The sequence below is a fragment of the Mycoplasmopsis agassizii genome (assembly GCF_002272945.1).
Classification (GTDB): Bacteria; Bacillota_I; Bacilli_A; order Mycoplasmatales; family Metamycoplasmataceae; genus Mycoplasmopsis_B; species Mycoplasmopsis_B agassizii.
This window is the reverse complement of record NZ_NQMN01000002.1, coordinates 532,319-557,311: the sequence shown is the minus strand read 5'-3', so window position 1 is coordinate 557,311 and position 24,993 is coordinate 532,319. Positions and strand designations below refer to the sequence as shown.

Annotated in this window: 24 protein-coding genes and 7 tRNA genes; 9 read left to right on the top strand and 22 right to left on the bottom strand. The window is 29.1% G+C overall.

Going from position 1 to position 24,993, the window contains the following annotated elements:
- Positions 1-7: 7 nt before the first annotated feature.
- Positions 8-955, bottom strand: coding sequence for a phenylalanine--tRNA ligase subunit alpha (pheS, locus tag CJF60_RS04925; protein WP_084232234.1), 948 nt, complete (start codon positions 953-955; stop codon positions 8-10).
- Positions 956-1,074: 119 nt separating this feature from the next.
- Positions 1,075-1,626 (bottom strand): peptide deformylase, encoded by a 552-nt coding sequence (gene def / locus CJF60_RS04920; RefSeq protein WP_084232235.1) that lies wholly within the window; start codon positions 1,624-1,626, stop codon positions 1,075-1,077.
- A 116-nt stretch (positions 1,627-1,742) separates the two neighbouring features.
- Between def and rsmD the strand changes: the two genes are divergently transcribed.
- Positions 1,743-2,306 (top strand): 16S rRNA (guanine(966)-N(2))-methyltransferase RsmD, encoded by a 564-nt coding sequence (gene rsmD, locus CJF60_RS04915; RefSeq protein WP_084232236.1) that lies wholly within the window; start codon positions 1,743-1,745, stop codon positions 2,304-2,306.
- A gap of 78 nt (positions 2,307-2,384) precedes the next feature.
- On the opposite strand, the gene secDF is transcribed toward rsmD, so the two are convergent.
- The 8 genes from secDF to CJF60_RS04875 form a co-directional block, all read right to left on the bottom strand.
- Positions 2,385-4,976 carry a protein translocase subunit SecDF gene (secDF, locus tag CJF60_RS04910; protein WP_084232237.1) on the bottom strand — a complete coding sequence of 864 codons (2,592 nt, stop codon included), beginning with the start codon at positions 4,974-4,976 and terminating at the stop codon, positions 2,385-2,387.
- Between the two features lie 341 nt (positions 4,977-5,317).
- Entirely contained in the window at positions 5,318-6,292 is a 975-nt protein-coding gene (gene ruvB, locus CJF60_RS04905) for a Holliday junction branch migration DNA helicase RuvB (protein WP_306765464.1), read from the bottom strand.
- Positions 6,255-6,857 (bottom strand): Holliday junction branch migration protein RuvA, encoded by a 603-nt coding sequence (gene ruvA, locus CJF60_RS04900; RefSeq protein ID WP_084232238.1) that lies wholly within the window; start codon positions 6,855-6,857, stop codon positions 6,255-6,257. Before ruvA ends, ruvB begins: the two co-directional genes overlap by 38 nt.
- A 187-nt stretch (positions 6,858-7,044) precedes the next feature.
- A tRNA-Leu gene (locus tag CJF60_RS04895) sits at positions 7,045-7,129 on the bottom strand.
- 27 nt (positions 7,130-7,156) lie between these two features.
- A tRNA-Thr gene (locus CJF60_RS04890) sits at positions 7,157-7,232 on the bottom strand.
- A gap of 4 nt (positions 7,233-7,236) precedes the next feature.
- Positions 7,237-7,312: transfer RNA gene (locus CJF60_RS04885), tRNA-Val, on the bottom strand.
- Between the two features lie 5 nt (positions 7,313-7,317).
- Positions 7,318-7,393, bottom strand: a tRNA-Glu gene (locus tag CJF60_RS04880).
- Between the two features lies 1 nt (position 7,394).
- Positions 7,395-7,469 (bottom strand) — tRNA-Asn (locus CJF60_RS04875).
- A 166-nt stretch (positions 7,470-7,635) separates the two neighbouring features.
- Between CJF60_RS04875 and CJF60_RS04870 the strand changes: the two genes are divergently transcribed.
- Positions 7,636-8,526 carry a TraX family protein gene (locus tag CJF60_RS04870; RefSeq protein ID WP_084232239.1) on the top strand — a complete coding sequence of 297 codons (891 nt, stop codon included), beginning with the start codon at positions 7,636-7,638 and terminating at the stop codon, positions 8,524-8,526.
- A 2-nt stretch (positions 8,527-8,528) separates the two neighbouring features.
- On the opposite strand, the gene CJF60_RS04865 is transcribed toward CJF60_RS04870, so the two are convergent.
- Positions 8,529-9,242, bottom strand: a complete 714-nt coding sequence (locus CJF60_RS04865; RefSeq protein ID WP_084232240.1) for a potassium channel family protein — start codon at positions 9,240-9,242, stop codon at positions 8,529-8,531.
- 75 nt (positions 9,243-9,317) lie between these two features.
- Between CJF60_RS04865 and CJF60_RS04860 the strand changes: the two genes are divergently transcribed.
- Both CJF60_RS04860 and CJF60_RS04855 read left to right on the top strand, forming a co-directional pair.
- A complete protein-coding gene (locus CJF60_RS04860) occupies positions 9,318-10,127 on the top strand; it encodes an HAD-IIB family hydrolase (RefSeq protein ID WP_084232241.1) in 810 nt (269 codons plus the stop codon).
- 12 nt (positions 10,128-10,139) lie between these two features.
- A tRNA-Cys gene (locus tag CJF60_RS04855) sits at positions 10,140-10,213 on the top strand.
- A gap of 106 nt (positions 10,214-10,319) precedes the next feature.
- Here the strand turns inward: CJF60_RS04855 and CJF60_RS04850 are convergent.
- The 6 genes from CJF60_RS04850 to prfA all read right to left on the bottom strand — a co-directional run bounded on the left by CJF60_RS04850 (position 10,320) and on the right by prfA (position 16,715).
- Positions 10,320-11,234, bottom strand: a complete 915-nt coding sequence (locus CJF60_RS04850; RefSeq protein ID WP_084232242.1) for an MMOB4860 family gliding motility internal complex protein — start codon at positions 11,232-11,234, stop codon at positions 10,320-10,322.
- A 92-nt stretch (positions 11,235-11,326) separates the two neighbouring features.
- On the bottom strand, positions 11,327-12,304 hold the full coding sequence (locus CJF60_RS04845) for an MAGa3780 family membrane protein (RefSeq protein WP_095279155.1): 978 nt from the start codon (positions 12,302-12,304) through the stop codon (positions 11,327-11,329).
- 197 nt (positions 12,305-12,501) lie between these two features.
- Complete coding sequence (locus tag CJF60_RS04840) at positions 12,502-14,211, bottom strand: hypothetical protein (RefSeq protein WP_084232244.1); 1,710 nt, start codon at positions 14,209-14,211, stop codon at positions 12,502-12,504.
- Positions 14,211-14,936: an ATP-binding cassette domain-containing protein gene (locus tag CJF60_RS04835; RefSeq protein ID WP_084232245.1), complete on the bottom strand. Its 726-nt coding sequence runs from the start codon at positions 14,934-14,936 to the stop codon at positions 14,211-14,213. Before CJF60_RS04835 ends, CJF60_RS04840 begins: the two co-directional genes overlap by 1 nt.
- Positions 14,929-15,636, bottom strand: coding sequence for a peptide chain release factor N(5)-glutamine methyltransferase (locus tag CJF60_RS04830; RefSeq protein WP_084232246.1), 708 nt, complete (start codon positions 15,634-15,636; stop codon positions 14,929-14,931). Before CJF60_RS04830 ends, CJF60_RS04835 begins: the two co-directional genes overlap by 8 nt.
- Positions 15,636-16,715 carry a peptide chain release factor 1 gene (gene prfA / locus CJF60_RS04825; protein ID WP_084232247.1) on the bottom strand — a complete coding sequence of 360 codons (1,080 nt, stop codon included), beginning with the start codon at positions 16,713-16,715 and terminating at the stop codon, positions 15,636-15,638. Before prfA ends, CJF60_RS04830 begins: the two co-directional genes overlap by 1 nt.
- 40 nt (positions 16,716-16,755) lie before the next feature.
- On the opposite strand from prfA, the gene gltX reads away from it, so the two are divergent.
- Both gltX and CJF60_RS04815 read left to right on the top strand, forming a co-directional pair.
- Positions 16,756-18,153 carry a glutamate--tRNA ligase gene (gltX, locus tag CJF60_RS04820; protein WP_084232248.1) on the top strand — a complete coding sequence of 466 codons (1,398 nt, stop codon included), beginning with the start codon at positions 16,756-16,758 and terminating at the stop codon, positions 18,151-18,153.
- Positions 18,144-18,521 carry a hypothetical protein gene (locus tag CJF60_RS04815; RefSeq protein WP_084232249.1) on the top strand — a complete coding sequence of 126 codons (378 nt, stop codon included), beginning with the start codon at positions 18,144-18,146 and terminating at the stop codon, positions 18,519-18,521. The genes gltX and CJF60_RS04815 overlap by 10 nt, the downstream gene beginning before the upstream one ends.
- A gap of 77 nt (positions 18,522-18,598) precedes the next feature.
- Here the strand turns inward: CJF60_RS04815 and CJF60_RS04810 are convergent.
- From CJF60_RS04810 to CJF60_RS04795, 4 genes are all read right to left on the bottom strand, one after another.
- Positions 18,599-18,673: transfer RNA gene (locus tag CJF60_RS04810), tRNA-Thr, on the bottom strand.
- 43 nt (positions 18,674-18,716) lie between these two features.
- Entirely contained in the window at positions 18,717-19,181 is a 465-nt protein-coding gene (locus CJF60_RS04805; RefSeq protein ID WP_084232250.1) for a hypothetical protein, read from the bottom strand.
- Positions 19,174-19,725, bottom strand: a complete 552-nt coding sequence (locus CJF60_RS04800; protein ID WP_084232251.1) for a DUF4231 domain-containing protein — start codon at positions 19,723-19,725, stop codon at positions 19,174-19,176. The genes CJF60_RS04805 and CJF60_RS04800 overlap by 8 nt, the downstream gene beginning before the upstream one ends.
- Positions 19,725-20,279 (bottom strand): hypothetical protein, encoded by a 555-nt coding sequence (locus CJF60_RS04795; RefSeq protein ID WP_084232252.1) that lies wholly within the window; start codon positions 20,277-20,279, stop codon positions 19,725-19,727. The genes CJF60_RS04800 and CJF60_RS04795 overlap by 1 nt, the downstream gene beginning before the upstream one ends.
- A 113-nt stretch (positions 20,280-20,392) precedes the next feature.
- Between CJF60_RS04795 and CJF60_RS04790 the strand changes: the two genes are divergently transcribed.
- On the top strand, positions 20,393-21,457 hold the full coding sequence (locus CJF60_RS04790; RefSeq protein WP_084232253.1) for a formate/nitrite transporter family protein: 1,065 nt from the start codon (positions 20,393-20,395) through the stop codon (positions 21,455-21,457).
- A gap of 114 nt (positions 21,458-21,571) precedes the next feature.
- On the top strand, positions 21,572-22,510 hold the full coding sequence (locus CJF60_RS04785) for an MSC_0882 family membrane protein (RefSeq protein WP_084232254.1): 939 nt from the start codon (positions 21,572-21,574) through the stop codon (positions 22,508-22,510).
- 352 nt (positions 22,511-22,862) lie between these two features.
- Here the strand turns inward: CJF60_RS04785 and CJF60_RS04780 are convergent, their stop codons facing one another.
- On the bottom strand, positions 22,863-23,606 hold the full coding sequence (locus CJF60_RS04780) for a hypothetical protein (RefSeq protein WP_143823396.1): 744 nt from the start codon (positions 23,604-23,606) through the stop codon (positions 22,863-22,865).
- A 284-nt stretch (positions 23,607-23,890) separates the two neighbouring features.
- Between CJF60_RS04780 and asnA the strand changes: the two genes are divergently transcribed.
- A complete protein-coding gene (asnA, locus tag CJF60_RS04775) occupies positions 23,891-24,871 on the top strand; it encodes an aspartate--ammonia ligase (protein ID WP_084232256.1) in 981 nt (326 codons plus the stop codon).
- Positions 24,872-24,993: the final 122 nt, after the last annotated feature.

Genomic DNA, 24,993 nt, shown 5'->3' with positions numbered 1-24,993 from the left:
ATTGCTCCTAGAAGTTTTTTAAAAACCTTAAATCATTATTATATAAGTCTCTGATGTCTTCAATTTTATACTTAATCATAGCTAAACGTTCAAGCCCTATACCAGCTGCAAAGGCGTTCATACCATTTGTATAACCTGCATATTTCATCACGTTAGGATGAATAATTCCTGAACCTAAAACTTCGATTCAACGACCTTCATAAAACATATCTACTTCACAAGAAGGTTCTGTAAAAGGGAAAAATGAAGGTCTTAATCTGATCTCCACTTCTTCTTCAATTACATAAGATAAAAACCCTTTTAAGGTATAAATTAATTCATTAAAAGTGACATGTCCAACTGATATAAAATCACACTGACTAAATTGATGTGAATGAGTTTGATCATCACTATCATTTCGATAAACTGCACCAATTGTAAAATGGGAAAATGCTTTGTTTTTATTTTTTCTTAATTCGTTTGCACTTCATCCTGTATTATGAGTTCTTAATAAAGTTTTTTCATCAAAATATAAAGAATCTTGCATCTCTCTTGCAGGATGCATTTGGGGAATATTTAAAGCTTCAAAATTAAGTTCATCACTAATAATTTCTTTTGCACTCTTATCATCTGTGTAATATCCGTTTTGAACAAATCATTGTCGCATTCTTTTAGCAATCAAACTGATTGGATGATTACCATGGTAAAGTTCATTATCAGCAAAAATATCACTTTGATATTTTTGATTTCTAAGAGTAATATTATGCACTCTGATTTGTTCTTCAATTTCTAAATAAATTGCTTCATATTTTTTATTAGCTTCTTGAAGCAATTTACCTTGTGCTGCTTTTTCATTATTAGGTGCATTTCTTAAACTTAATTTTAATTTTCCTAATTCTCCTTCAGCAGAATTTACACTTGCTTTGAATTGTTTTAATTCTTCAAGCGTAACTATTTCTTTATATTTTTCTTTCATAAAACTCCTTGCTTGTTTTGAAATTAATAATATATTTTATTTTTGTTTTTAAATAAAATGAATGTGTCTTTTTATTTTTAAAAAGATTTTATTTTTGATTTCATAAATCAAAAATTAATTTATAAAAGTTCAACACCCTCTTCATTTCATAATCTTTTTTTATCGATATGATCGATAAATAATTTTCCTTCAAGATGATCTAATTCATGTTGAAAAACAATTGCAACATAACCTTCAACTTCAAAGTCATAAAGTCCATTCATAAAATATGAATATGCTTGCACTTTTATTTTTCTACTTCTTCTAATTAACCCTTCTTGATTTGGATGTTTTTCGTTAACACTTAAACATCCTTCTCCTGTATGTAAAGCTTGCAAATCAGCTGATTTTTCTAAAACCACGGGATTGATTAAAACGTCCCTAAAATAGGGGTTTTTAGGATCAGAATCATTTGGAACATTAACGTAAAACATTCTTTTTAAAATTCCATATTGTACAGCTGCAACACCTACTCCTGGGCGATATTTTGTCCCTTCAGTTTGGCTGTTATCAATGTGTCTGATCATTCTTTCTGCAAGTTTTTTATTAGCTTCATTAAGTGGTCAAGTAACTTCTTTTGAAATTTGCCTTAAACGCTTATCTGGTAGTTCAATAATATTTACTAGTTTCATAAAAATTATTATAAATAAGTTTTTATATCTTAAGCAATTTTATTTTGAAATATCTTGAATATTTTTTAATTAGATAAAGCTAATTAAAAAGTCCAAAAAAAAGTAAAATATAAAACATGTTAAGAATTATTGCAGGAAAATATCGCTCTCGAAAAATCGAAGCACCTCCTTATGAAATTACGAGACCAACAGGTGATCGAATGCGTGAAGCGACATTTTCAAAAATCCAAGCGAAGTTACCTGGAAAAATATTTTTAGATCTTTTTTCAGGTTCAGGAGCAAATCCTATTGAAGCAGTTAGCCGTAATGCAATGAAGGCAATTGCTGTTGAAAAAAATAAAATTGCTTTTTCCATTTTGCAAGATAATGTCAATAAATTAGGAATTAATAATATTGATCTTTATCATACTGATGCCCTTAGTTTTTTGAAAATGAAAAAAGGAATTAAAGTTGATTTCATTTACTTAGATCCACCTTTTAAAGATGTTGAATTATTGAATCAAGTTTTAGAAACAATTATTGAATTTGATTTTCTAAGTAAAAATGGAATGGTCATAATTGAAACAATTGAAAATGAATTATTAAAAATTCCTGATAAATATGTTGTCATGAATTCTAAAAGAGATATCAAAACTTATTCAAATTCAAAGGTCATGATCTTCTTACATTTAAATAATTAATTATTTAAATTAACGAAAATAAAATAAGCACGAAAATTAAATCGTGCTTATTTTTAGTGCAATTTTTAATGCTTAATTTTAAGCATTAAAATCGTTAAATCCAGAGAAAACTTGTTCTTCAACTTTTCCTGAACTTCAGAAATTATTAAGTTCTCTTCTTCTAATTCCTTTTTGTCTTCAGTTCTCAAAATGAGATCAAATATACATGTAAGTAAAGTTAGAAGTATAAAGAGAAATTCCTAAAGAAATAATAATTCCAATTCCTGCATTGTAGTCAATTACATTTCCAAACGCACTAAAGACTACCATGATAATAACTAATAAGAAAGTAACAATTAATGATTTTTTAAAGTTTTCTTTAATTGATGTATTACTAATATTTCTAATTGTTAAACTGTCCATTTTGACATTATAAAATTCATTGTAAATAACTGTTTTAACACGGTTAGCTAAAGTTATTTTATCTGTTACTGAATAGACAAAGATAGTTACTACAGTTGCCATAAAGTAGTTATTAATTTCTAATCTTGTGATTAAAAAGAAAGCAATTAAGAGTGCAATATCAATCACGTTTGTCAAAATTAAAGCAAGTGCAAAGGTTCATCTTAAACGAATAAATGAGTAACCAAAAACAACTGCAAAAGCAATTCCTAAAGTAATTGCAATGTTAGTTAAATTAGTTTGCGCCTCTAATAAAGTCACCTGTGAAGAATTTAAAATTAAATTAGAAACTGCATTAGTATTAACTAGATTTTCTAGAGTAGTTAAATTCTCTGCAGAAATTAAGTCTTTAGTTCTAATGACAACTGCATAAGTTAAGCCGTTTGTATTAGTTGCAAAACTTTGGATTTCATTTGGATCGAAAATATTTAAGGCTCTGATTTCACTTACTAGTTGATTAGCAGAAGCTTGATCAAAAACTAAATTCATCGCACTATCACGCTGGATGACAATATTTGTACCACCACTAAAATCTAATGAGCGATTAAACGGTGTTGCAGCATCTTGGTTAACACCTGCAATCGCTGCAAAAATAATTGCTCCTGCTATTAATAAAATAACGATTGCTAAGTTAAATCATTTAGCATTTTTTAAATAGTTAAAGGAAACTATTTTTTTCAAGAATCTTGAATTAGTTGTTTTGTCAGTTTTTTTCCTAATTCCTAATAAGTGTAATTTGTTTTCAAAATACTCACTATCAACAACTAATCTCGTTGCCATTCTTGTGACTAAAACTGCAATCAGTAGTGTAAAGATGATTGATAAAATCATCGTTAAACTGTAAGTTCTAATGACTTTGAAACCAAAGTAAAATAACACTGCAGCAATAATTATGGCAATTAAATTATAGTCAAGTAGACTTAGAAAGATATTCGAAGCACTAGTTTTGTAAGCCTTCTTGAGCGTATCCCCCGTGCCGACTTGCTGTTTGATTTTTTCAAACAGCATAATACTTGTTGATAAAGCCATTGCACTTCCAACTAATAGTCCAATAATTGAAGCTTCACTTCATTCTCCGTTTAACGCTGTAAAAACAGCCATCGTTACAAATAAGAATAAAGCAGTTGCAAGCATGGCAATTACACCTAAAATTCCATAGTTTAAAACCATGAAAACAGCAACTAAACTAAAGGCAATAATTAAAGCATATTTAACATTATTAAAAGCATCTGCACCATTTAAAGCATTAATAAATTGCTGTGAAATTTTTTCTAAAGAATAATTAACTGTGGAAGCGTTAATGTCAAAAGCTCATTGCTTAGCAACTGTTGCAGTCATTGATGCGTTAATTAATAAGTTATTTGAATTTTCAAAATTAGCAATTTCTTTAGTCGCAATTAAATAAGAACTAGCATCAATTTCAACTTGTTTTAAACTATTATTAACGGTTGCGTTATTAATAGTTGAAGTTGGACTATTATTAACAAAAGCGAAGTTGTAAGGGTTATAGTTAACGCTTGCAAACGAAGCTTGATTTTGACTTAAATTTGCTTGTCTGACAAATTCTTCTAAATTAAATCAAAAGACAACATTTTTATTAGTTGTATCTTGCATTTTGGTTAACGTAATTTGTGTTCACTGAGTAGCAGCAGTTGGTGATTCAAATTCTGCAATGATGTTGGTTGTACCATCATTTGCAAGCTGAGTTGTTGCAGATGAAGCTTTGATTGGTACTTGATAGCGATTTCATTCAATTTCACTAGGATTTTGGTAATCTAACTTTGTTAAATTAGTATTTGCTTGTCCATCGATAAAAAGGGGCACACCATTTGTATCGGTAACGATAAAAGTTGGTTTATTCACAATTGTATTTGCAAATAAAGTAAGCTGACCATTATTGGTAACTCGTGAATCAGTTGCCTCAATTACTCCATTACCTAGTAAAGAAATATTGACACCTGCTAGACCTGTACCAGAAGTTAAACGGTCGTTTAAATTCTGAGCGATCGAAACACTTAATTCATTATCTGCTTTTTGTCCATCACTATTATAAGCCTGAGCAGTTACTTGTGCACCACTACTATAATCAATTGAAGTTCTTGTATTATCTTTTAAATATAAAACTGATCCAAGGGTTACTATTAAGATTGAAGCTAATAATGAAAAGATTAATGTAAAAAATCTTCTGGGATTACTTCAGTGAAAAATTTTCTTGAAAAATTTCTTCAAAACTAACTCCTTGTTTTCTTAATTTGATATCAGTGATTTGTTTTTAAATTATAGAGCACATAAAAAGATATAGCAAAAATTAAATAATAAAAAATAATTGAAAAATCAAGTTGTGAATTTGACCTTCCAATTACTGATTTTGAGAGTAGGAAAACCTTCCTTTACCCCTTTTGGATAGAGAATGCTTCTTAAAAGTGCAAAAATTAAGATTTTTGCTAATGAAAAACTGCTTCTAGAAAGAAATTTGTCTTTCTAGAAATAGTTTAGATGTTAAAAGTTTTTTAACTTTTTGATGTTTTGTACGTCAGGTTAAGTAACTTAGTGATGTTTAATAGAAAAAATTATTGTTTAGAGAGATTTCTTTCTAAGTATTTTTCTCCTTGTTGTGTTAGTTGTCGACCACGAATTGTCTTATTAACTAGTTTGAAATTTAAAAGTGCAGGCTCAATTTCTTGAGTAATACTTTCTTTAGAACTATTCAAAAGACCTGCCAAAACATCGAGTGAAACATATTTGTTTTTGAAACTTTCGCTCAGTGTTTGTAAGTATTTTAAGTGCTCTTCATTCAGACCAAATTCATAAAGACCTAGATAATCAAAAATCTTCATCAAGATTTTATGATTCAAATTTTCAAGGTTATTAAAGACTACATAGTCTTTAATTCTTGCTAGTAAATTGTTAGCAATTCTTGGTGTAAGTTGTGAATATTCTGCAATAAAATTAATATTTTCTTCGTCTAAATCGATCTTAATAATTTTTGCATTATTCTTAATAATTTTCTTAATATCACTAAGTTGATAAGTCACCATTTTGCTTAAAAAGCCAAAACGGTCACGCAGTGGTTTAGAAATTATTTCTAATTTTGTAGTTGCTCCAATTAAAGTAAATGGCTTAACTTTCATTCTCACAACTTTAGAATTACTATCCACACCTAAGACAATATCAATTACAAAATCCTCCATTACTGAATAGAGCATTTCTTCAATATTTTTAGGTAAAGAGTGAATTTCATCAATAAAAAGGATTGTATTTTCTTCAATTGCTGTCAAAACACTCAATAAGGTTGCTTTCTTTTCAAATAAAGAACCTTGTGAGTAATAAATCTTCATCCCACTTTCTTTTGCAATCACATTTGCAAGCGTAGTTTTTCCTGAACCTGGCGCCCCATATAATAAAATATGGGGCAATACTTTATTTTGAATCTGGGAAGATCCAATCATAATTTTTAATGTGTTTTTAATTTTTTCTTGACCAATATATTGTTTAAAAGATGTTGGTCTAATTTCTAAATTCTGGTGCTTGGCTAATTGCAACAATTGCTCTTTCAATTAATTCTTCAAGGCTACCTCCTGCATCGATATGATCAAGGGCGTATTTGATCTGCCGTTTTTGGTAACCCAAAACTTTTAATGAAGTTTCTAATTCATTAATTTCTTGTTGTGAAGCAGTCATCACATTAATTTGCTCACGAGCATTTTCACGGTCAATCATTTTCAGCATTTTCTTTTCTAATGTGAAAATAATTGTGCTAGCAACTTTAGCATTGACATAGGGAATGACTGAAAGTAAGTCAATATTTTTTTCAACAATCATCGCTGCAACTTTTTCTCAACCTTCATTTAAAATTGAAAAAGCAATTTTAGGACCAATGCCACTGATGCTGATTAAATCAGCAAATAAAACTCTTTCTCTAAAGGTTTTAAAACCATAAAGTTGTTCACTATACTCAGTGCGATGCTCATAAATGTATAACTTACTTGAAACATCTAGAGCTCATTTTGAATTAGGATTAACCTTAATTGAATAGGCATTTTCTGCCGCTTCGTAAATAATATTTTCACCATTTTGGTGGACAATTTTGCCAAATTTATATAAAATCATATTTTTCCTTATTTATTTTTATTTAAAGATCCTTGAGATAACCTCCCTTTATCTCACCTTAGTAATAAAGAAAAATGACAAAGTGCAAAAAAGTAGCACCACTTTTTTACTAGTAATTTTTGCAAATCAAAAATAAAAAAACAACCTTTTTCAGGTTGCTTTTGTTATGGTCATTTTATAAATGATATGGTGCACGAGGAGGGACTTGAACCCTCACGCCGCAAAGCACTGGTGCCTAAAACCAGCGTGTCTGCCAATTTCACCACTCGCGCTTGTAGAGATGGTAGCTTAACGCTATATGGTGCCGACTATAGGAATCGAACCTACGACCTACTGATTACAAGTCAGTTGCTCTGCCTGCTGAGCTAAGTCGGCATAATGGTGGGGGTTGAGGGGCTCGAACCCACGACCCACAGCTTGTAAGGCTGTTGCTCTCCCAGCTGAGCTAAACCCCCATTAATGGTGACCTATACGGGACTCGAACCCGTGAATGCATGGATGAAAACCATGTGTGTTGACCGCTTCACCAATAGGCCATGGCGCCGATTACAAGATTTGAACTTGTGACCAACTGGTTAACAGCCAGCTGCTCTGCCACTGAGCTAAATCGGCAAGATTGCTTGAAGAGATGCTATTTTTTAGCCTTTTTATTATATACACTTTTGCCAGAACAAAATAAAAAAATTGAGATTTTTTTAAAGCCATTTTTGGAGTAATTTTTTGGCTACAAAAAATTAAAATTCAGTCAATATTAACAAAAAACAATATAATTAATTTTATGTCAAATGTCAATCTGAATAATAAAAAATCTTGAAGTGAAAAACTAAAAGCTTCTAATCAAAACTTTAAAGTGGCTTTTTTGAGTTCAACTAAAAACTTAATTAAGTTTGATTTAACCAATTTTAGTTGAGAATTTTTATCTTCAAATGTCTTACGCTGAATTGCAGTTTTTACAATGTTTATCGATCATGCAGGTTTAATTGCTAGACCTAGCGAAGCCTGATTTAGAATAGTCGGTAGATTGGCCTTTCCAATTTTTGCCTTCTTAGCAGGAGTTGGAGTTAACTTTTCGCATCGCAAACTTTATTATGTGCTTAGGTTCTTAGTAATCGGTATCGTAATCCAATTATTTATAATAATTTTTTATTTTACAGTCAATCGAAATACTGGTTTAGGTCCTTTTTATTTTAATATCATGTTCACCTTATTTTTTGGAACTTTGGTGGGCTATGTTCATTATAAAAATAATATTGCAGGTTTTGCTTTAGCTTTGATTTTACTAATTCCGTTTTTACTAATTGACTTTATGAATACAAATGTATTTGTTAATAGTAGTTTATTAAACATCTCGATTGATTATACAACTTATGGTTATTTATTGATTTTGGCTTCATATTTTAGTTTTTATTATGCAAGAAAATTAGATTCAAAAAACTGATTTATCTTCTTTAAAATGGCTTTTATTGCTCTTTTTGTAATTATTTCTGTTGTATTCATCGGTTTTTTACAAACTATGTCAACTGTGCAATGATACGCTTTATTCACTATTCCTTTATTTCTAGTTTATTCAAAAATAAAACCATATAAAAATATGGTTTTAAATATTTGGTTTTTATCTGCTTATGCCTTGAGTTTTATCATCCCCGCATTAACAGTTTTTTCATTTTAAAATTACTCAACTGTATCCTTGAATTCATTGCTTTTAGCAGTTGCTTGATTTTCTTTATTAAAGATTTCAAAGATGTCATTGATTACATCAAGAGGTCCAATTAAGGTGATTAAGTCACCTTTTTTTAATATCGTATCACCAGTAGGTATCTTAGTTACACCACCTGATTTAATTAGCACGATACTAATTCCTCTTTTAGTTAAGTTAAGTTCTTTAACTGGTTTATTTTCAATTTTATTATTAAATAATTGAGTCGAGGTCATCACAAAACCTCCACCCATTTCGGTCATATTTTTACTATATTTAATAAAACTATCGCTACCTGCAATTAGTGCTGTTCTGATCCCAGCTTCTTCTTCAGGTAAAACATATTGGTCAACACCAATTTGTTTTAAAACACGAGCATGTTTAATGCTTGTGGCACGAGCAATGATATGTTTTACATTAATTTCAAGTAGTGAAGCAACAATTTCGATATTATCAGGAGCAGCAACAATTACTGTTTCTAAGTTATGCACTCCTAATTTTTTTAAGGCTTCAATATCAGTTGCATCAGCAATATAAGCTGATGTAACTTGATTTGCTCAAGGTCTTAAATTAATTTCATCGTTATCAATTAAAACAATTGAACGTTGCATACTGCGTAGTTGTTTGGCTACTGATGAGCCAAAACGCCCTAAGCCAATAATTCCGATATCTTTTTTATATTTGATCATAAGTTTCCTTACATATTTTAACTTTAATTTAACTTTATCATTATAAATGAGGTATATCATTTATAATAGATATTTATGAAAGAAATTGAAGCATATTTTATTGATTTAGATGGTACGTATGTCGACATAGGACATAAAAATGTCTCAAGTGCAAATAAACAAAGTGTCAGGCAGGCGTTAAAGCAAGGTAAAAAAGTAATTTTTGCTACAGGTCGCAACATGACAATTAACACGATGTGAATTATTAATTCAACTAATGTTAAGGACGCAATTTTTATGAACGGTGCCATCATCATGATAGATGGCAAAATCGTTAAAGAATCAAGAATCTCGCTTGAAGCAGTTAATGCTTTAAATAACTACTTTATGAAAACTAAACCCTTTGTTGTCTTAAATAGTCTGATTAAAAAATGAGTTCACACTGGTAAATATTACTTATATCCACTATTTTTTCTAATCGGAACGAAAATTTTACCAATGAAAGCCTTGAACACTTTTTATCCTGTTGTTCATAAGTACAATATTTTTTCTTTTTCAAAGAAAAAAATTCAAAAAATAGTTACTGATTTAAGAGCCTTAAACTTAGATATTTCAATTGCAACTAGTTATAAAGATCGTGTGATTGAAATCACAAGTAAAGAAGCATCTAAAGGTTTAGCAATTGAATATGTTTTGCAAAAACACCAAATTGATAAAGAAAATGCAGTCCATATCGGTGATTCCATGAATGATTATAGTGCTAAAAACTACGTTGGTAAACTAATTGCAATGGCTGATTCAAATGAATCTTTTTTAAAGCTAGTTGACTATGTTGGCCCTAATCATAAAAAATCTGGAGTTGCAAAGATTATAAAAAATAATGAATTTTACGCAAAAATCAAGTAAGATTTTTATTACGGCACCATAGCTAAATGGCAAAGCATTGGTCTGCAACACCTTGACTGCCGGTTCGAGTCCGGTTGGTGCCTCCATTTGCAAACTTTGCACCAAAATAAATTACTAGTTTTAGAGATTCTAAAACTAGTTTTTTATTACTTAAAAGTAATGAAAAAGCCCCATTTTAGGGGCTTTTAGGTATTAGAAATCACCATTTAGTTCTTGGTCAATTAGGCTTTGTTTACGTTTTGTATATGCTTCAGGAGTGATCATATTGTTTGCTAGTAATTGGTCTAACTGAGCAATTTTAACTTGAATTTGTGACTTAGGTGCTTGGTTTGTTTCAGGCATAAAGTCAAATTGTTGAGTTACATATTGCTGTTGAAAGAATGGATTTGGTTGTCTTTCAGGATTTGGATTAGGTGCAGGAATGTAACCAGTTTTATGAAATTCGTTGTAGTATGCGTTTGAATTACTATTTGGTAGTGGATTTAAAGGCATTGGTAAATGAGATACATCTAAACGAAATTCTTGCTCCACAACTTGAGGTTTTGGTTGAACTGGTGCAGGTGCTTGTTGTTTAGGTGGAATGTAAACAAGATTATTATCAGGGTAGGTAAATGGTGAAGTCATCATGTACATTTGAGTTGTAGTAAGTGCTTGTTGTCTTGTTGTATAAGTTTGACTTACAGTTGCATGATGATGTCCGTGTTGTTGCTGATTTTGGTTATCAAAAACTTGTGGTTGATTTTGAAAATCACCTTGTTGAGTTTGATTTGGATTAGGTTGTGCATAAGTTCATGTTTGAGTAGGCACTTGATTTGGTTGTTGAGCTTGACTTACAGGAACTTGATTTTGTGGTACAAAATCAAATTGTTGCTGCATAGTTTGGTGTTGTGGTTGTGGACCTTGTTGAGCATAAGGTTGTGGTTGTTGTGGGAATTGACCTTGTTGCTGGAACTGTGGTTGTTGAGCTTGTTGATTTCTAATGTATTGGGTTTGTGAAAAATTTTGAGGCTGTTGTTGGTAAGCCTGTGATTGATTCATTTGGTTGTTTACGTTAGGTTGTTCAACAGGTTGCCCGTATTGATTAAAAAATTGCTTTTTGTTATTCATTTCTTTCCTCTTTTTAAATTTGAAAATTTTTTATTTTATCTTGGTTTTAATTATAAATTAAAACTAAAAATTATATAAAAAAATGACTGATTTTAAGCAGGCATTTTTTTGTTTGCTTTTCTGAATGAAATCTGGTTTAAAATTAGTTCATCCTTCTTAGTGAACTTGCAAACTTTAAAGCGTTTATCAGTTTTTTCTTTCTTAAATAAACGGTAATGTTTGATTGAATATGCACCAACAAAAAATAGTGTAATAAACGCAGGTAAAATATAAATTAAAGAAACCATTATTAAATGTAGAGCTACTCTTCCAACAATTTTTCCTGCAGTTTCAGAAGAACCTAAAGAACTAATATATAAAGGTTGGAATGGATTTGCGAATCCATAAACTACTACATAAGTTAGATATTCTTTATTTACTTTTGCAATGTCTTGATCAGATGCATTTGCTCCTAAATCAGCGATTGCTTGATCATGATTTGCAACTAAAGTAGGATTATTTAAAGTTGAAAAAGCCATGATGATCATAAAAATATAATATGCAGTTAAGTATAAAGGAATCATGATTCTAGTTTTTCTTAAAACAATAAATTCTTTTCTTACAAAAAATAAAACTATAAATCCAAAAACTGGAAATAGAAAATGTGTTAAGAAACTATCAACTGCTGATAAAGCAATTTTTCAGTTTGTACTATTTCATGAAAGTAATAATCAATAAATTATGAAGGTAATTGAAATTCAAATTACTGCTGCAAAATATCAATTATATGAAGTATTTGTTTTTCTAAAAATTAGAATAAACATGGCGATTGCTAGGATTAAATTTGACTGAGTAGTAAAGTGTAAAAAACTATAACCTTGTCCTACTAGTTGTTGTAATTCATGTTGTAAATTATTTACAACAGGAGGCATCGCTGCTCTTGTCATGGTTCATATAAAACCAAATAAAGAAAAAAATAAAATTAATAAATCTGTAACAGTAAATTTCAGATTTCAACTTGATATCGAAAATAATTCGTGTTTGTATCACACTCTATTTCCGTTATCACTATTTAAAATTTGTTTGTTCATGCTACTAATGATAGCGATTTTTAAAAAATTCTAAAAACTTTTTTAAAATAATCTGAACAACCTTATTTTTATAAATTAGTTTTATAAAAATAAAAAAGTAAACGAAAAGTGCCTGTTTTAGGCACTTTTAGATTATTTTTAGATTAATCAATTTACTACGTAAATGTTTTAAAAACTAATCTACAGTTTAAAAAATATTAATAAGGTTTTTCAAAGAAGAATTCTCTTGTATAAGTATTCTTGTGGAAAGGCATTTTCAAAGTTTTGTTTTTAAAGAAATATGAAATACCTTTTCCAATTAAAATAATACCTAATGCGCCAATTGCAAAAGTAACAACTTGAGGTAAAGCATTATTTAAAATAGTTGGATCGCCTGCACCTGCAGTTAAATAAGTTAATCCAATATAGGATGCTTGAAACTGCGACATGATTGTAAATTGCTGAAACATTTCATACATAATAACTGGTGCTGCTCATGAGACTATGACATGTTTTATGCTAGGAAAAACATAATAATAAGTTACATATAATCTATTAAAACCACGCCTGATAATTCTGATGTTTTTTAATTTATTTTCATCAAAACCATCGATTGCATTTCTAATTGCAATTGCTAATACGTTTGACTGCACAATTGCAATCGCAAAAATTGCTGTTGTAAAAGTATTAGTAAAAATTGGTCTAATTAAAAAGAATAAAACAACTGTTGGCATTACTCTAAAAAAGTAAACTATTAATTTTAAAAATCTTCTTAGATATTTTGTCTTAGTTTGTTTTGAAATCAAAATTCCAAAAAGTGTTCCAAAAATTAATGCAATTGCAATTGAAGCAAGTAGTTGTGAATAAGCAGAAAAAATATGTGTTGCAACTGTTTCAATATTAAAGTTATCTCATGATGAAGCATTAAAAATAGTTGAAACTGAATAAGAATAATTTGCTCATTGATCAGTTGTAGTCGTATGAAAGCCATAGATTAAACAAGCAAAAGTTGTAATTAAGAAAAATGAAAAAATAAAGAATTCAATAATTTGCACATTAATTAATTTTCTTCTTATATTTTGAAAATGCAAGTCATCTCTTTGTCTAAATAATCCCCACTTAACTATTTTGATAATTGCTAATTCAAGCAGAACATATGCCACGAGTAAAATAATTAAAGGTACTCCGACAACTGCATAGTTTTTGTTTTCTCCAGAAACAAAACCTCTTACTAAATCGGCTGCATGGATAACTCCTAAAACAGGCATAAATGAAGTAAATCTTGTCATTCATTCTATTCTTTGAAATATTTGAACATAGATTTCAAAAGCTTTATAGCGGTGAATTTTTAAATAGACAATAAAACTATTTTCTAACTTCAATGTTTGTGAATAAAACTTTCTTACTTCAACTTTTTCAATGATAGGTAAAAGCGAATTATGAAGATAAATTCAACTAACTCATCAGACAAAAAAGATTGTTCCTAAAAATGGATTAAGTTGCTTTGAATATAAGAAAGCAATTAAAATAAAAGGCAATAACATCTTTGCATAAATAAATGTTTTAGTAATATTTGAAACTATTTTTCTTTGTAAATTTTGGGCTGCTAAATATACTGAAAAGAAGGCAAAAACATAACCTAAAAATGTTCCTGAAATACTATATAAAAGTGTAATGATAATAAAATATCAACTACTAAAAAATAAATTAGAAGATGAATCAGATGAATTTGATAAGGCTCCCATCTGTTCAAAAGAATAAAAAAATTCACTAATTCCTGTTCGTGAAATTTCTGCCTTATTTACAATAAAACTTACTATTACTAAAATAATAGTAATTACAAAAACACTTAAAAAGATACCCCTTCTTAAGTTATGATTTCGCCTTCTACTTTTGAAGAAATTAAGAACAAATTCTTTTGTCCTCATTAGATTTTATTTTCCTCAATTAATTTTAAAAATTCAGCTTTAGATGCTTTTCTTAATTTACGATTATCTAGGTAATAAAAGTTATCAAAATGATCTCTAAGTAAATCTAAATCACGTGAAACAAAGATCATTGTTGCTTTATTTTTATGACAATAATCTTTTACCATTTCCACATATCATGATGACAAAGTTGAATCAATATATGAAGTTGGATCATCTGCTAAAATAAATGTTTTATCACTGATTAAGAGTTGTCCTAATTCTAGTTTTGCACGTGAAGTTGGATCTAATGTTTTTGTAATTGCAAATGTTTTCGGAATTAAATCTACCATTGTTAAAACATCATAAATTTTACGGTCTTGTTCATCATCAACTAACCTAAAAAATTTTTGAATAGTTTTAGTTTTAGGGATTCATCTTTGAAGTTCTTCATAAACTGTTTCATACTCTAATGCATAAGTTAAATTAGATGAATAGTGAATACTTTTTCAATACTCTAGTCTGACATTTTTACTTAACTTTTCAAAGTCATGTCCTTTGTAAGAAATAAAACCTTCGCTTAAAATTAATTCTTTCAAAAAGATCTTCAAAAAGTCGGATTCACCGCTAGTTTTGCGATCTGCAATAGCAATTATTTGTCCTTCTTCAATTTCAAAATTAATGTTTTTTAAAACATTATTTTTTTGATCTTGTAATTTAAATGAAGCGTTCAAAATTTTAAGCATCAGCACCTTTTTGATAATAAGCAAATCTAATTTTGCCGTTAATATCTTTTACAGTTTTAAAATTAAATTTTACAAAAAAATTGCTATGTCTGTGATTAATTTCAAAAAATAATCAACCACCTTTATTTAAATATTTATCATAGTCTTTTAAAATTTTTTTATAAACATCTAGACCATCATCTTTTGCAATTAAAGCAACTTCAGGTTCATGATCTAAAATAGTTTTATCAGGGATATCTTCTAAAATTAAATAAGGTGGATTTGCAACAATTAAATCATATGTTTTTGAAACATTTTCAAAAACATTACTTTTAAAAAAATGCACATTTTTAATGTCATTTAAAAGTGAATTTTTTTGACTTTGTTTTATTGCTTCATCACTAATATCAACTGCATCAATTAAAGCATTAAAATAAATTTTAGCAAGTGCTAATGCAATAAAACCTGAACCTGTTCCAATTTCTAAAATTGAATTAAGAGTTTTAATTTTTTCTTTAATTAAAAGAATTAATTCTTCAGTTTCATATCTAGGAATTAAAACATGATGATCTAAATTAATAGTCACATTTGCCATTTCTAGATAACCTATAATTTTTTGAATAGGAACATTATCTTCTAACATTTTTAATTCTTTTTCAGAAATTTTTTCTTCAAGTTGATAACGCCTTTTTTCTAGTAAAAGTAATTGCCTACGATCCATTATAAATTTGCTTCTTTAATTAATTCTGCTTTTTCTTCAGCAAGTAAATTATCAATAATCATTTGTAATTTACCTGACATAATTGACTTTAAAGATGAACTAAAATTAATGCGATGATCAGTTACACGATCTTGAGGATAATTATAAGTTCTAATCTTTTCACTACGTGCTCCTGAACCTGCTAATTTTCTAAATTTATTTTCTTCTTCCTGTTTTTTTCTAAGCTCTAAATCATAAAGTTTTGATTTTAAAAGTTTCATTGCTAATTCTTTATTAGCAATTTGACTTTTACCCTCTTGCGAAGCAGAAACAACACCTGTAGGAATATGTGTAATACGAACAGCTGAATCAGTTGTGTTAACTGATTGACCACCTGGACCTGATGAACGATAAGTATCAATTCTTAAATCTGCTTGATTAATTTCAATTTCAATATCATCATCAATTTCAGGCATTACAGTAACTGTTGCAGTTGAAGTATGAACTCTTCCTTGAGTTTCGGTTACTGGAATGCGTTGCACACGGTGCACACCTGATTCAAATTTTAATTTTGAATAGGCTCTTTCACCCGAAATTGATAAGGAAATTAGTGTAAAGCCACCATTTGCTGCATAACTTCTGTCAATCACTGAAACATTCATTTCGTTATTGACTGCTCATTTTTTATACATGTCAAATAAGTCACCTGCAAAAATATTGGCTTCATCACCACCTGCAGCGCCCCTAATTTCCATTAAAACGTTTAAGCTATCCCTTTCATCTTTGGGTAATAAAAGAATCGTTAATTCTTCTGTTAGAGTTTCAAGTTGAGGTTCTAATTCAGTAATTTCTTTTTTTGCTAAAGCAATTAATTCAGGATCATCCATGATTTCCAGAATCTCTTTTGCTTCAGTTACTTTCTTTTCATAATCTAGATATTTGCTGAAAGTATCAGCAATATCTTTTAAGTTAGCTAGATCACGAGAAACTTTATTATATTTTTTAATGTCGTTGACAGTTTCAGGATCTTCTAAGAGTTTGTTTAATTCTTGATATTTGCTATAAATTTCTTTAAGCGAGTTGTACATTGATTTTTCCATAGTTATTCTCTATTATATACTTATGTGCTAAAATTTGAACATGCAAAAAATTAGAACTAGATACGCCCCTTCACCGACAGGTTACCTTCATATTGGTGGGGCAAGAACTGCCCTTTTTGCTTATTTATATGCAAAAAATAAAAACGGTGACTTTATTATCAGGATTGAAGATACTGATATTGAACGAAATGTTGAAAACGGCGAAAGCTCACAAATTGATAATTTAAGATGATTAGGAATTGAAGCTGATGAATCACCTTTAAAACCTAATCCTGACTATGCACCTTATCGCCAGAGTGAAAAATTTGATAGATATTATGAAATAGCTTTAAAATTAATTCAAGAAGGTTTAGCTTATAAAGCTTATGATTCTGATGAAGAACTTGAAAAACAAAAACAAGAAGCAGAAGCAAAAGGACTTGCTTCATTCCGTTATGATCGCAACTGATTAAAAATTTCTGATCAAGAAAAGCAAAAACGAGATCTTAAACACGAATTTGTAATTCGCTTGGTTTCAAAACCAAATATTATTTATAGATGAAATGACAAAGTTAGAGGAGAAATATCATTTGATTCAAATGATATCGGTGATTGAGTAATTATTAAAAGTAATAAGATTGCAACTTATAATTTTGCAGTTGTAATCGATGATCATGATATGGCTATTACTGATGTTCTTCGTGGTGAAGAACATATTACAAATACACCTAAACAATTAATGGTTTATGATGCTTTAGGATGAAAGCACCCTAACTTTGGACACCTAACAATTATCACAAATGAAGATGGAAAAAAACTTTCAAAAAGAGATACATCATTAAAACAATTTATCGAAGATTATAAAATTGAAGGTTATCATCCTGATGGAATTTTTAACTTTTTAGCACTGCTTGGTTGAACTCATCCTGATGCCAAAGAAGTGATGAATCATGAAACTTTAATTAAAGATTTTAACCCTGCACGTTTATCAAAATCACCTTCTAAATTTGATATTGAAAAGATGAATTGATTTTCAAAACAATACTGACAAAAAGAAGATGATGAATTAATTATTGAAAAATTAAGACACTTAAAAAACGATGATAATTGACTAGAAATTTTTGTCAAAATTCATAAACCACACATGGTTACTGTGAAACAAATTGAAGATGAATTAAGAGAATATTTAGACCCAAAAATTGTTGATCAAAAATTTAATGATGATGAAATAAAAGTCATTAAAACATTTGCTAAATTTTTATCTGAAACTGAATTTACAAATGAAAATATTAAGTCAGCAATTGACTTAACTTCTAAACTTTTAAATGTAAAAGGAAAGCCCTTATTTATGAGCATTAGAAGAGCCTTTACTTTTAAAGAACATGGTCCTGAATTAGCTAATTCAATTTATTTATATGGAGAAACATTTATTAAAAATGTTATTAAAAAATGACTGTAAATTTTAAATCAAATTTCGTTCAAAATGGTAATGATTTTGAAGTCGCTTTTAAAGCACCTTTATTGCAAGAAGATGAATTTGAAGGAGCTAAAGTAATTGAATTTATTGACCCTGAAAGAAAGATTGTAAATCGCTTTGAATTTGGTGAAAAAGAAATTTTAATTATCGCAGGACCTTCTTCGATTCAACTAGTTTTAGATGAAACAGTTGATAATGAATATCCTGTTGAAAATAAGTTTATGCCAATTGTAACTTTCATGAAAGAATACAATAAAGAAGAAAACTTTTTCGAATTCAAATATGAATTATTAAGTACTCGTGGTGATGAAATCGGAAAATTTCATATCACAATTTCAATTGAAGAGTAAAAAAATAAACTTTGTTTCAAGCAAAGTTTATTTTTTATATTTGGTCTAAAAACACGGTTTTACCGATAGTTTAGATATGGTGCCGATAACTGGAATTGAACCAGCGACCCCATCCTTACCATGGATGTGCTCTGCCCCTGAGCTATATCGGCGCTAAATAATTTTATATTATTTAGCCCATAATTTTTAAAATTTTTATAATTCAGTATCGTTTTTATTTTGGGTCTCAACTATGCTCTCATAAATCTCAACAATTTCTTGGGGATAGTTGTTTCCTTTGATATCACTTAAAGTTAATTCAGCTAACTTTTTCTCTTCTTGTAAAACGTTAATACTATTTTTAAAAGCAAATAAAGATATGATTGAATCGACAAAAGTTATTAACGCAAACATGATTGTAATTGCTATAAAAAAGACAATTGTTTCAACAGGAAAAATGTTATATCTTATTTGTAATAAGTTCAAAATAAGCAAGGAAAAATTTAAAAACAATTGCAAAAAACGAAGTGCTAAAAATGTATTTTTAGATCGCTTTTCTTTTTTCTCATTTATAGCTCTAATTGCTTCGTATTTTTGATAAGCATCTTTTCTTTTAGGGTCTTTATTTAATAATGAATTTTCATCATTATTTTTAAATAAAAACTTCATTATATTAGCCATTATTTTCCTTTCTTAATTTTGATTGTCTTGTAATTTTTACACTTATAAAATTAACTATTCTAACTGTCTCTTCATAAAGATTTTTGTCTTTTGTATTAGGATCAGAATACTCTGCTAAATTTAAATCATAAAGCATTTTTTCATATTCCAATTCTCTAATTCTTACCTTTGCTTTTTTGTATTTATCATTAACACTAAAAAAAGCAACCATACCAATTATTGCTGATGAAGCAGCAGAAATAATTGCAGTAAAAATAGGATATGAACTTGTATTTGCTCCACCTATTGAAATTGAATTTCTAAGATGAATTAAAGCGTTATTATAGTTATTATCTATTTCTGTTAAAGCGCTTCCTTCTGCTGCAGTTCTAAGAGCAGATGAACCTAAAGATGTAACTGCTGCTAAATGTAAAACAGAAATAACTGCTGAATAAAAGATTAGTAAAAAACTTATGATGTTCATCAGATAAAATAAGATTCTGTAAACGTGTAAGTGAGTTTTACTTTTTTTATAGTAGCCTTCGAAAAATAAAAAATAATTCATTATAGTTCCCTTTTCATTTTTTTAATTATGAACTGTTTAAAAGTTAAAAATTTCTTTTTAGAATAGTATTCAATTGTTTGGTTACAGTCTTCAATAAATTGCTCAACTTTATAATCTGAATCGTATTTTAGGTGAGTTAAAAAGTAAGATAATTCACGATTGACTCCACGGTAGTTTTTAAATTTTTGATTGATTGTAAAAAATTGAACAAAAAAGTTTATAAAAAAACTTATTATGATAAATGAACAAGTAATGATTGAAAGTTGGATGGCATCCGTATAACTAATTCCTAAATTAACAACAAAAGCACTGCGTTCAATTGCAGAAATATCTGCAGCAGTTAAAGAATTACGTTTATTAACAATAAAAATTAGTGCTACTATCGCTAAAACTAAGATGATTAGACTGATTGCAGTCGAGATTAGGTTTAAAAGAGAGTTAGTTATAGCCGAAGTAAGCATTTTATTCTTAGAAATCTTCAATTTCTTCTCAAAAAACTGGTGTAGTATCTCTACTTTCTCTCTTTCTGTGAAATTTTGAGTGGTTTTTTTCATATTTTTTGCAGTTTCTCCTTATTTGTAATTATCAGCCTGCTATAGTGCTAATATGATTATGTATATATTTTAGAATATCTACAATTTATATATTAATTTGAACAGGAAATTATATGCATAATTATAAAGATAATTTTGACAATGCATTAAACTATTCGACAGCAAAAGCGACAATGGTCTGATGAAGAATTGTTATCATGGGAATCCTTGGTACAGTTTACATGGGACTTGCTTATGTTGGCTATATTAAAGTTGCAGCCCAATTTTTAACTCCCGAAAGCATCGCTTTAGCAGCATCAGCAGGTGCTGCAAAACAAATTGCTTTTGAACCTGGGGGAATTTTATTAGCATCATTCATGCTACCAATCGGAGTAGTTTTAATAGTCTTTCTAGGTGGTAGTCTATTTGCTAGCGATAGCATTAATATGATCGCTGTCTTTTCACAAGTTATTAAAGTTAGAACAATGTTTAGAAAATGATTAATTGTTTTAATCGCTAATGTGATGGGAGGTTTCTTAATCGCCTTTGTAATGTGATGAGGAAATGTCTTTAACGCTAGAGATATTAAGGTGATCGCTTTTATTGTGGAAGCAAAAACTGAAACAGAATGATGAATGGTAATTGGTAACTCTTTTGCTGCAAATATTATTGTTGCTGGAATGATCTGAGCTTCACTTGCAACAAGTAACCCAGTTGGTAAAATTGCTATTATTATGTTGCCTTTTGGTTTATTTGTCCTTACAGGATTTAACTTAGTAGTTTCAAATGCAATCGTGTTTGCTTTCGCAATTTTATCAAATGACAGAGTTGCACCTTGATTAACCGAACCAGGAGAGTGAATTGGAAGGGCAATTTACATTAACTTCTTCCCAAGTGCTCTAGGTAACTGATTATCAGGAGCCTTATTCTTACCAGGACTTTACTACTTATTAATTAAGTTCAAAGTAAAACCAGGATCAAGATTATTGAACTTAGGAATCTTCAAAATGGCTGAAGAAGGTACAAAAATTGAATCGAGTGAAAAAACTTTCTTCTACACACCTTTTGATGCAACATGTAAATTTAATACCGAAAGTACTTTCAACCCTTTCAGAACTGCTTATAGAAAAATTAAGCGTAAAATGTTTCCTAATAAAACGGAACATAACCATGCTTCGCATAAAAATCATAAACACTAAAAAATAGTTTTTTAAACAAGTCAAAAACAAAGCAGATGAATCATCTGCTTTTTTTATAAATTACAAAATAATTTATAAAAATTTCTTTAGCGCGCTTTTGCTATAATTAAAATTATGAACATCAAACCACTCAATGATACTTCAACCGTTAACATCATCACACCTAGTGAACAGATGCAAAAGATTTATCTTGAAACAACTACTTTTCAAAAACCTCCCAACGAGATTATTCCTAACGGACTATATCGAGTTTTTCGTTTTGAAAGGTTTTTTGATGTTTTCATGATGGTCGCTTTATCAATGGTTATTCTGACTATGGCTGCCATAATTATTGTTAATACTATTCGCCCTGATTTATTACTAACACCAACTATTAAACAAGAATTAACTATTAATGTCGCTGAAAATACGACTTTACAGCCTTTAATAGCCATTTATATTATCACTGGCTTAGTTATTTTTGCAGCTTTTGCAAAAATAATTTCAGTCGCTATTGATTTTAGTTCGATCAAAAGATCGATGGAACAATATCGCAATAATTTAAAAAATGAAGACTATTCTTCACCTGCTTATATTGATAATTTATATAAGCGTTTAATCGTTGGTCAAGTTAACCATAATTGAATCACAATTCACTTATTATGATTTGGTGGTTTATTTGTAGCAATTCTTTTTGGATTAAAAAATGCTGATTGATCAATTGGTGAACCTGGCGGTGTTTACTTACCAATAACTTGAAATATCTGAATTAAAAATGCTTTTATTGATCCTGATTTAGTAGTAACTTTATTTGTCACAATTCTACTTGCTTGAATTGTGACTCACATCGTTTTTTTTCTTGTTAGAAAAAAACGCAAAATGGATATTGAAAGTTTTTTTGCAAAATCACAGCTAGCTGATACTGAAACTAGCCAAAAATGAGTAAGCAGAACGAGAAAAATTTGGTTTACAACCTTCTTAATTTTGAACCTAATTTTAATAGTAATTCCTGCTGCTTATTTAATTTATCAAGTAATTAAAAAACGTAAACAAATTTCTGCTTTGGCAACTTAAGAACATTTAAATAGCAAAATTTTTGCTATTTTTTTATGCTTTAAATTAAGTTTAAAGCATAAAAAGAACCCGCTTTGAAAGCGGGAATATATTAGAAAAGAATATATATAAATTTATAAATTAAAGAGTACAATAGAACCAATTTTGATCCTATCTGGGGTTTGTTCAAGAATAAATATAAATCATATTTTGACTTATATCTTGAAGTTGTTTCTTTGCAACTGTTTTACGCTCTTGATTACATAAAACATAATAATTATGAAATATCTGCAAAAATTTTTGCAAAAAGCGTGTTGCTTTAGCAAGAAAGGCTTAAAACAGGCAAAATATGGTATAATATAAAAACTATTTTTTAGGATCTATTTCTACGGAATCAATTTCATCAACTTCATCCACTAGATGAATCTGAATCATCATCTTGATCTAAATCTTGCTCATCTGATTCATTACTTGATGAATCATTTTGCTGATTATTTGTAGTGTTATTTACATTAGAATTATTTGATTGAGAACTACTTATAGTACTTGGATTAGTTTGTTGGTTATTAGTTGCATTTGCTGAATTAGTTATGCTAGTTTGTTCAGTAGTTGATCTACCTTGCTGATTATTTCCTGAAGAAGATGAAGGGCTTGCACCAAATAATTGAGTTAAATTAATTTTGTTACCATCGATAGTTATATACTGACTTCCATTTTCTACAGAAAGGGAAATACCATGTTGATTTCCATTTGAATCTGCAAAAGTATAACTACCACTTGTTGTATTATTTGTTCCGATATTACTAATTGCTGACAAGATATCTGTAACAATTTCTGAGTCTCAATTAGTAGCCAAATAATTCATTATTTGTTGCGTTGTTTCTGCACCAATTTTTGAGTTTAATTCCTGAACAACTTGCCCTGCTTTTTCTAAGGTACCAGAAAAATCAGCATTGCCAATGTCAGTTGCAAGCTGTTGAATTCTTCTAATATTTTCAGCAATTTGTTCTGCGTTAATACTTTTTGTAACAACCACTGCCGTAACAGAGGCAGCAACAATTGCAACAGCAGAAACAGCTGCTAAAGTTCCGTATAAAATCAGTTTTTTCTTATGCATTATTGAGACAATTTTAACAGTATTTTTAAATAACACAAAAAAATGAAATATCTTAATTATTTTTTAAAAGGCTCTCATTAATTATGCTTAAATAATGGAACACACTGTTATAAATGATAAAAATTGAATGTTAAAATAATTTATATTATAAAAATAGTTGCAAAAATCGCTTTTGACTTTGCAAATTACTCCAATTTTTGCCTAAAAGTAAAATATCTATAACAAAAATGGCTTTTGTAGTTTATTATTTACTAATATTTATATCGAATTAAAAATGGAGAATAATGTACAAAACAAAATTAGATATCAATCAAACTCAAGTAGCAATTGGTTTAATTAAAAGTGTTTTTCCAAAATATTTATCTCAGGAATTACATTTAACTAGAGCAACTGCACCTTTATTTTTAGATCCTAAAACAGGATTAAATGATGGGCTAAACGGTGAAACACCAGTTAGTTTTCAATTTAAAAATATCGACACTACAGTCGAAATCGTGCACTCATTAGCAAAGTGAAAAAGACACTCATTAAAAGTTTATGAATTTCAAGAAAACACTGGAATTTATACAGATATGAACGCCATTAGAAGGGCTGAAGATCTAGATGAAGTGCATTCATTTTATGTTGATCAATGAGACTGAGAAAAAGTTATTAACGTTCAAGACCGTAATTTAAATTACTTAAAAATGACAGTAAAATCAATTTATCATCAAATTAAACGCATGGAATATTTACTAAAAAGTGAATATTACAACTTAGAAATTAAGTTACCTGATGAATTAACTTTCATCACCTCTCAAGAATTAGAAGATCTTTATCCAGACTTAAGCCCTGAACAAAGAGAACATCAATTTGCTAGAAAAGTTAAAGCATTTTTTGTCATCGGAGTTGGTTATAACTTAAAAAGCGGAGTAAAACATTCAGGTCGTGCTTTCGATTACGATGATTGAAATTTAAACGGAGACTTAATTGTTTATCACCCTGTTTTAGATCGTGCTTTAGAACTTAGCAGTATGGGAATCAGAGTCGATAGCACCTCAATTGTTAAGCAAGCAAATAAATCAAGTGCAGAAGTTGCAAGCATTAGCCCTTATCATCAAGGTGTAATTGAAAACAAATTACCGCTAACAATTGGTGGGGGAATTGGTCAATCTAGACTTTGCATGTTCTTATTAGAAAAAGCTCATATTGGCGAAGTACAAGTATCTTATTGAAGCGAAGCAGAAATTAAAACTGCTTTAGATAAAGGTATTAAATTATTATAATTTAAAAATTTACGCTCTTTTTTAAGAGCGTATTTTTTAAAGTTTTAAGCACTTCTAGGCAAATAATATTTTTGAGATTAATTTAATTTGGAATATAATTTAAAAGTAAATAACAAAAGAAA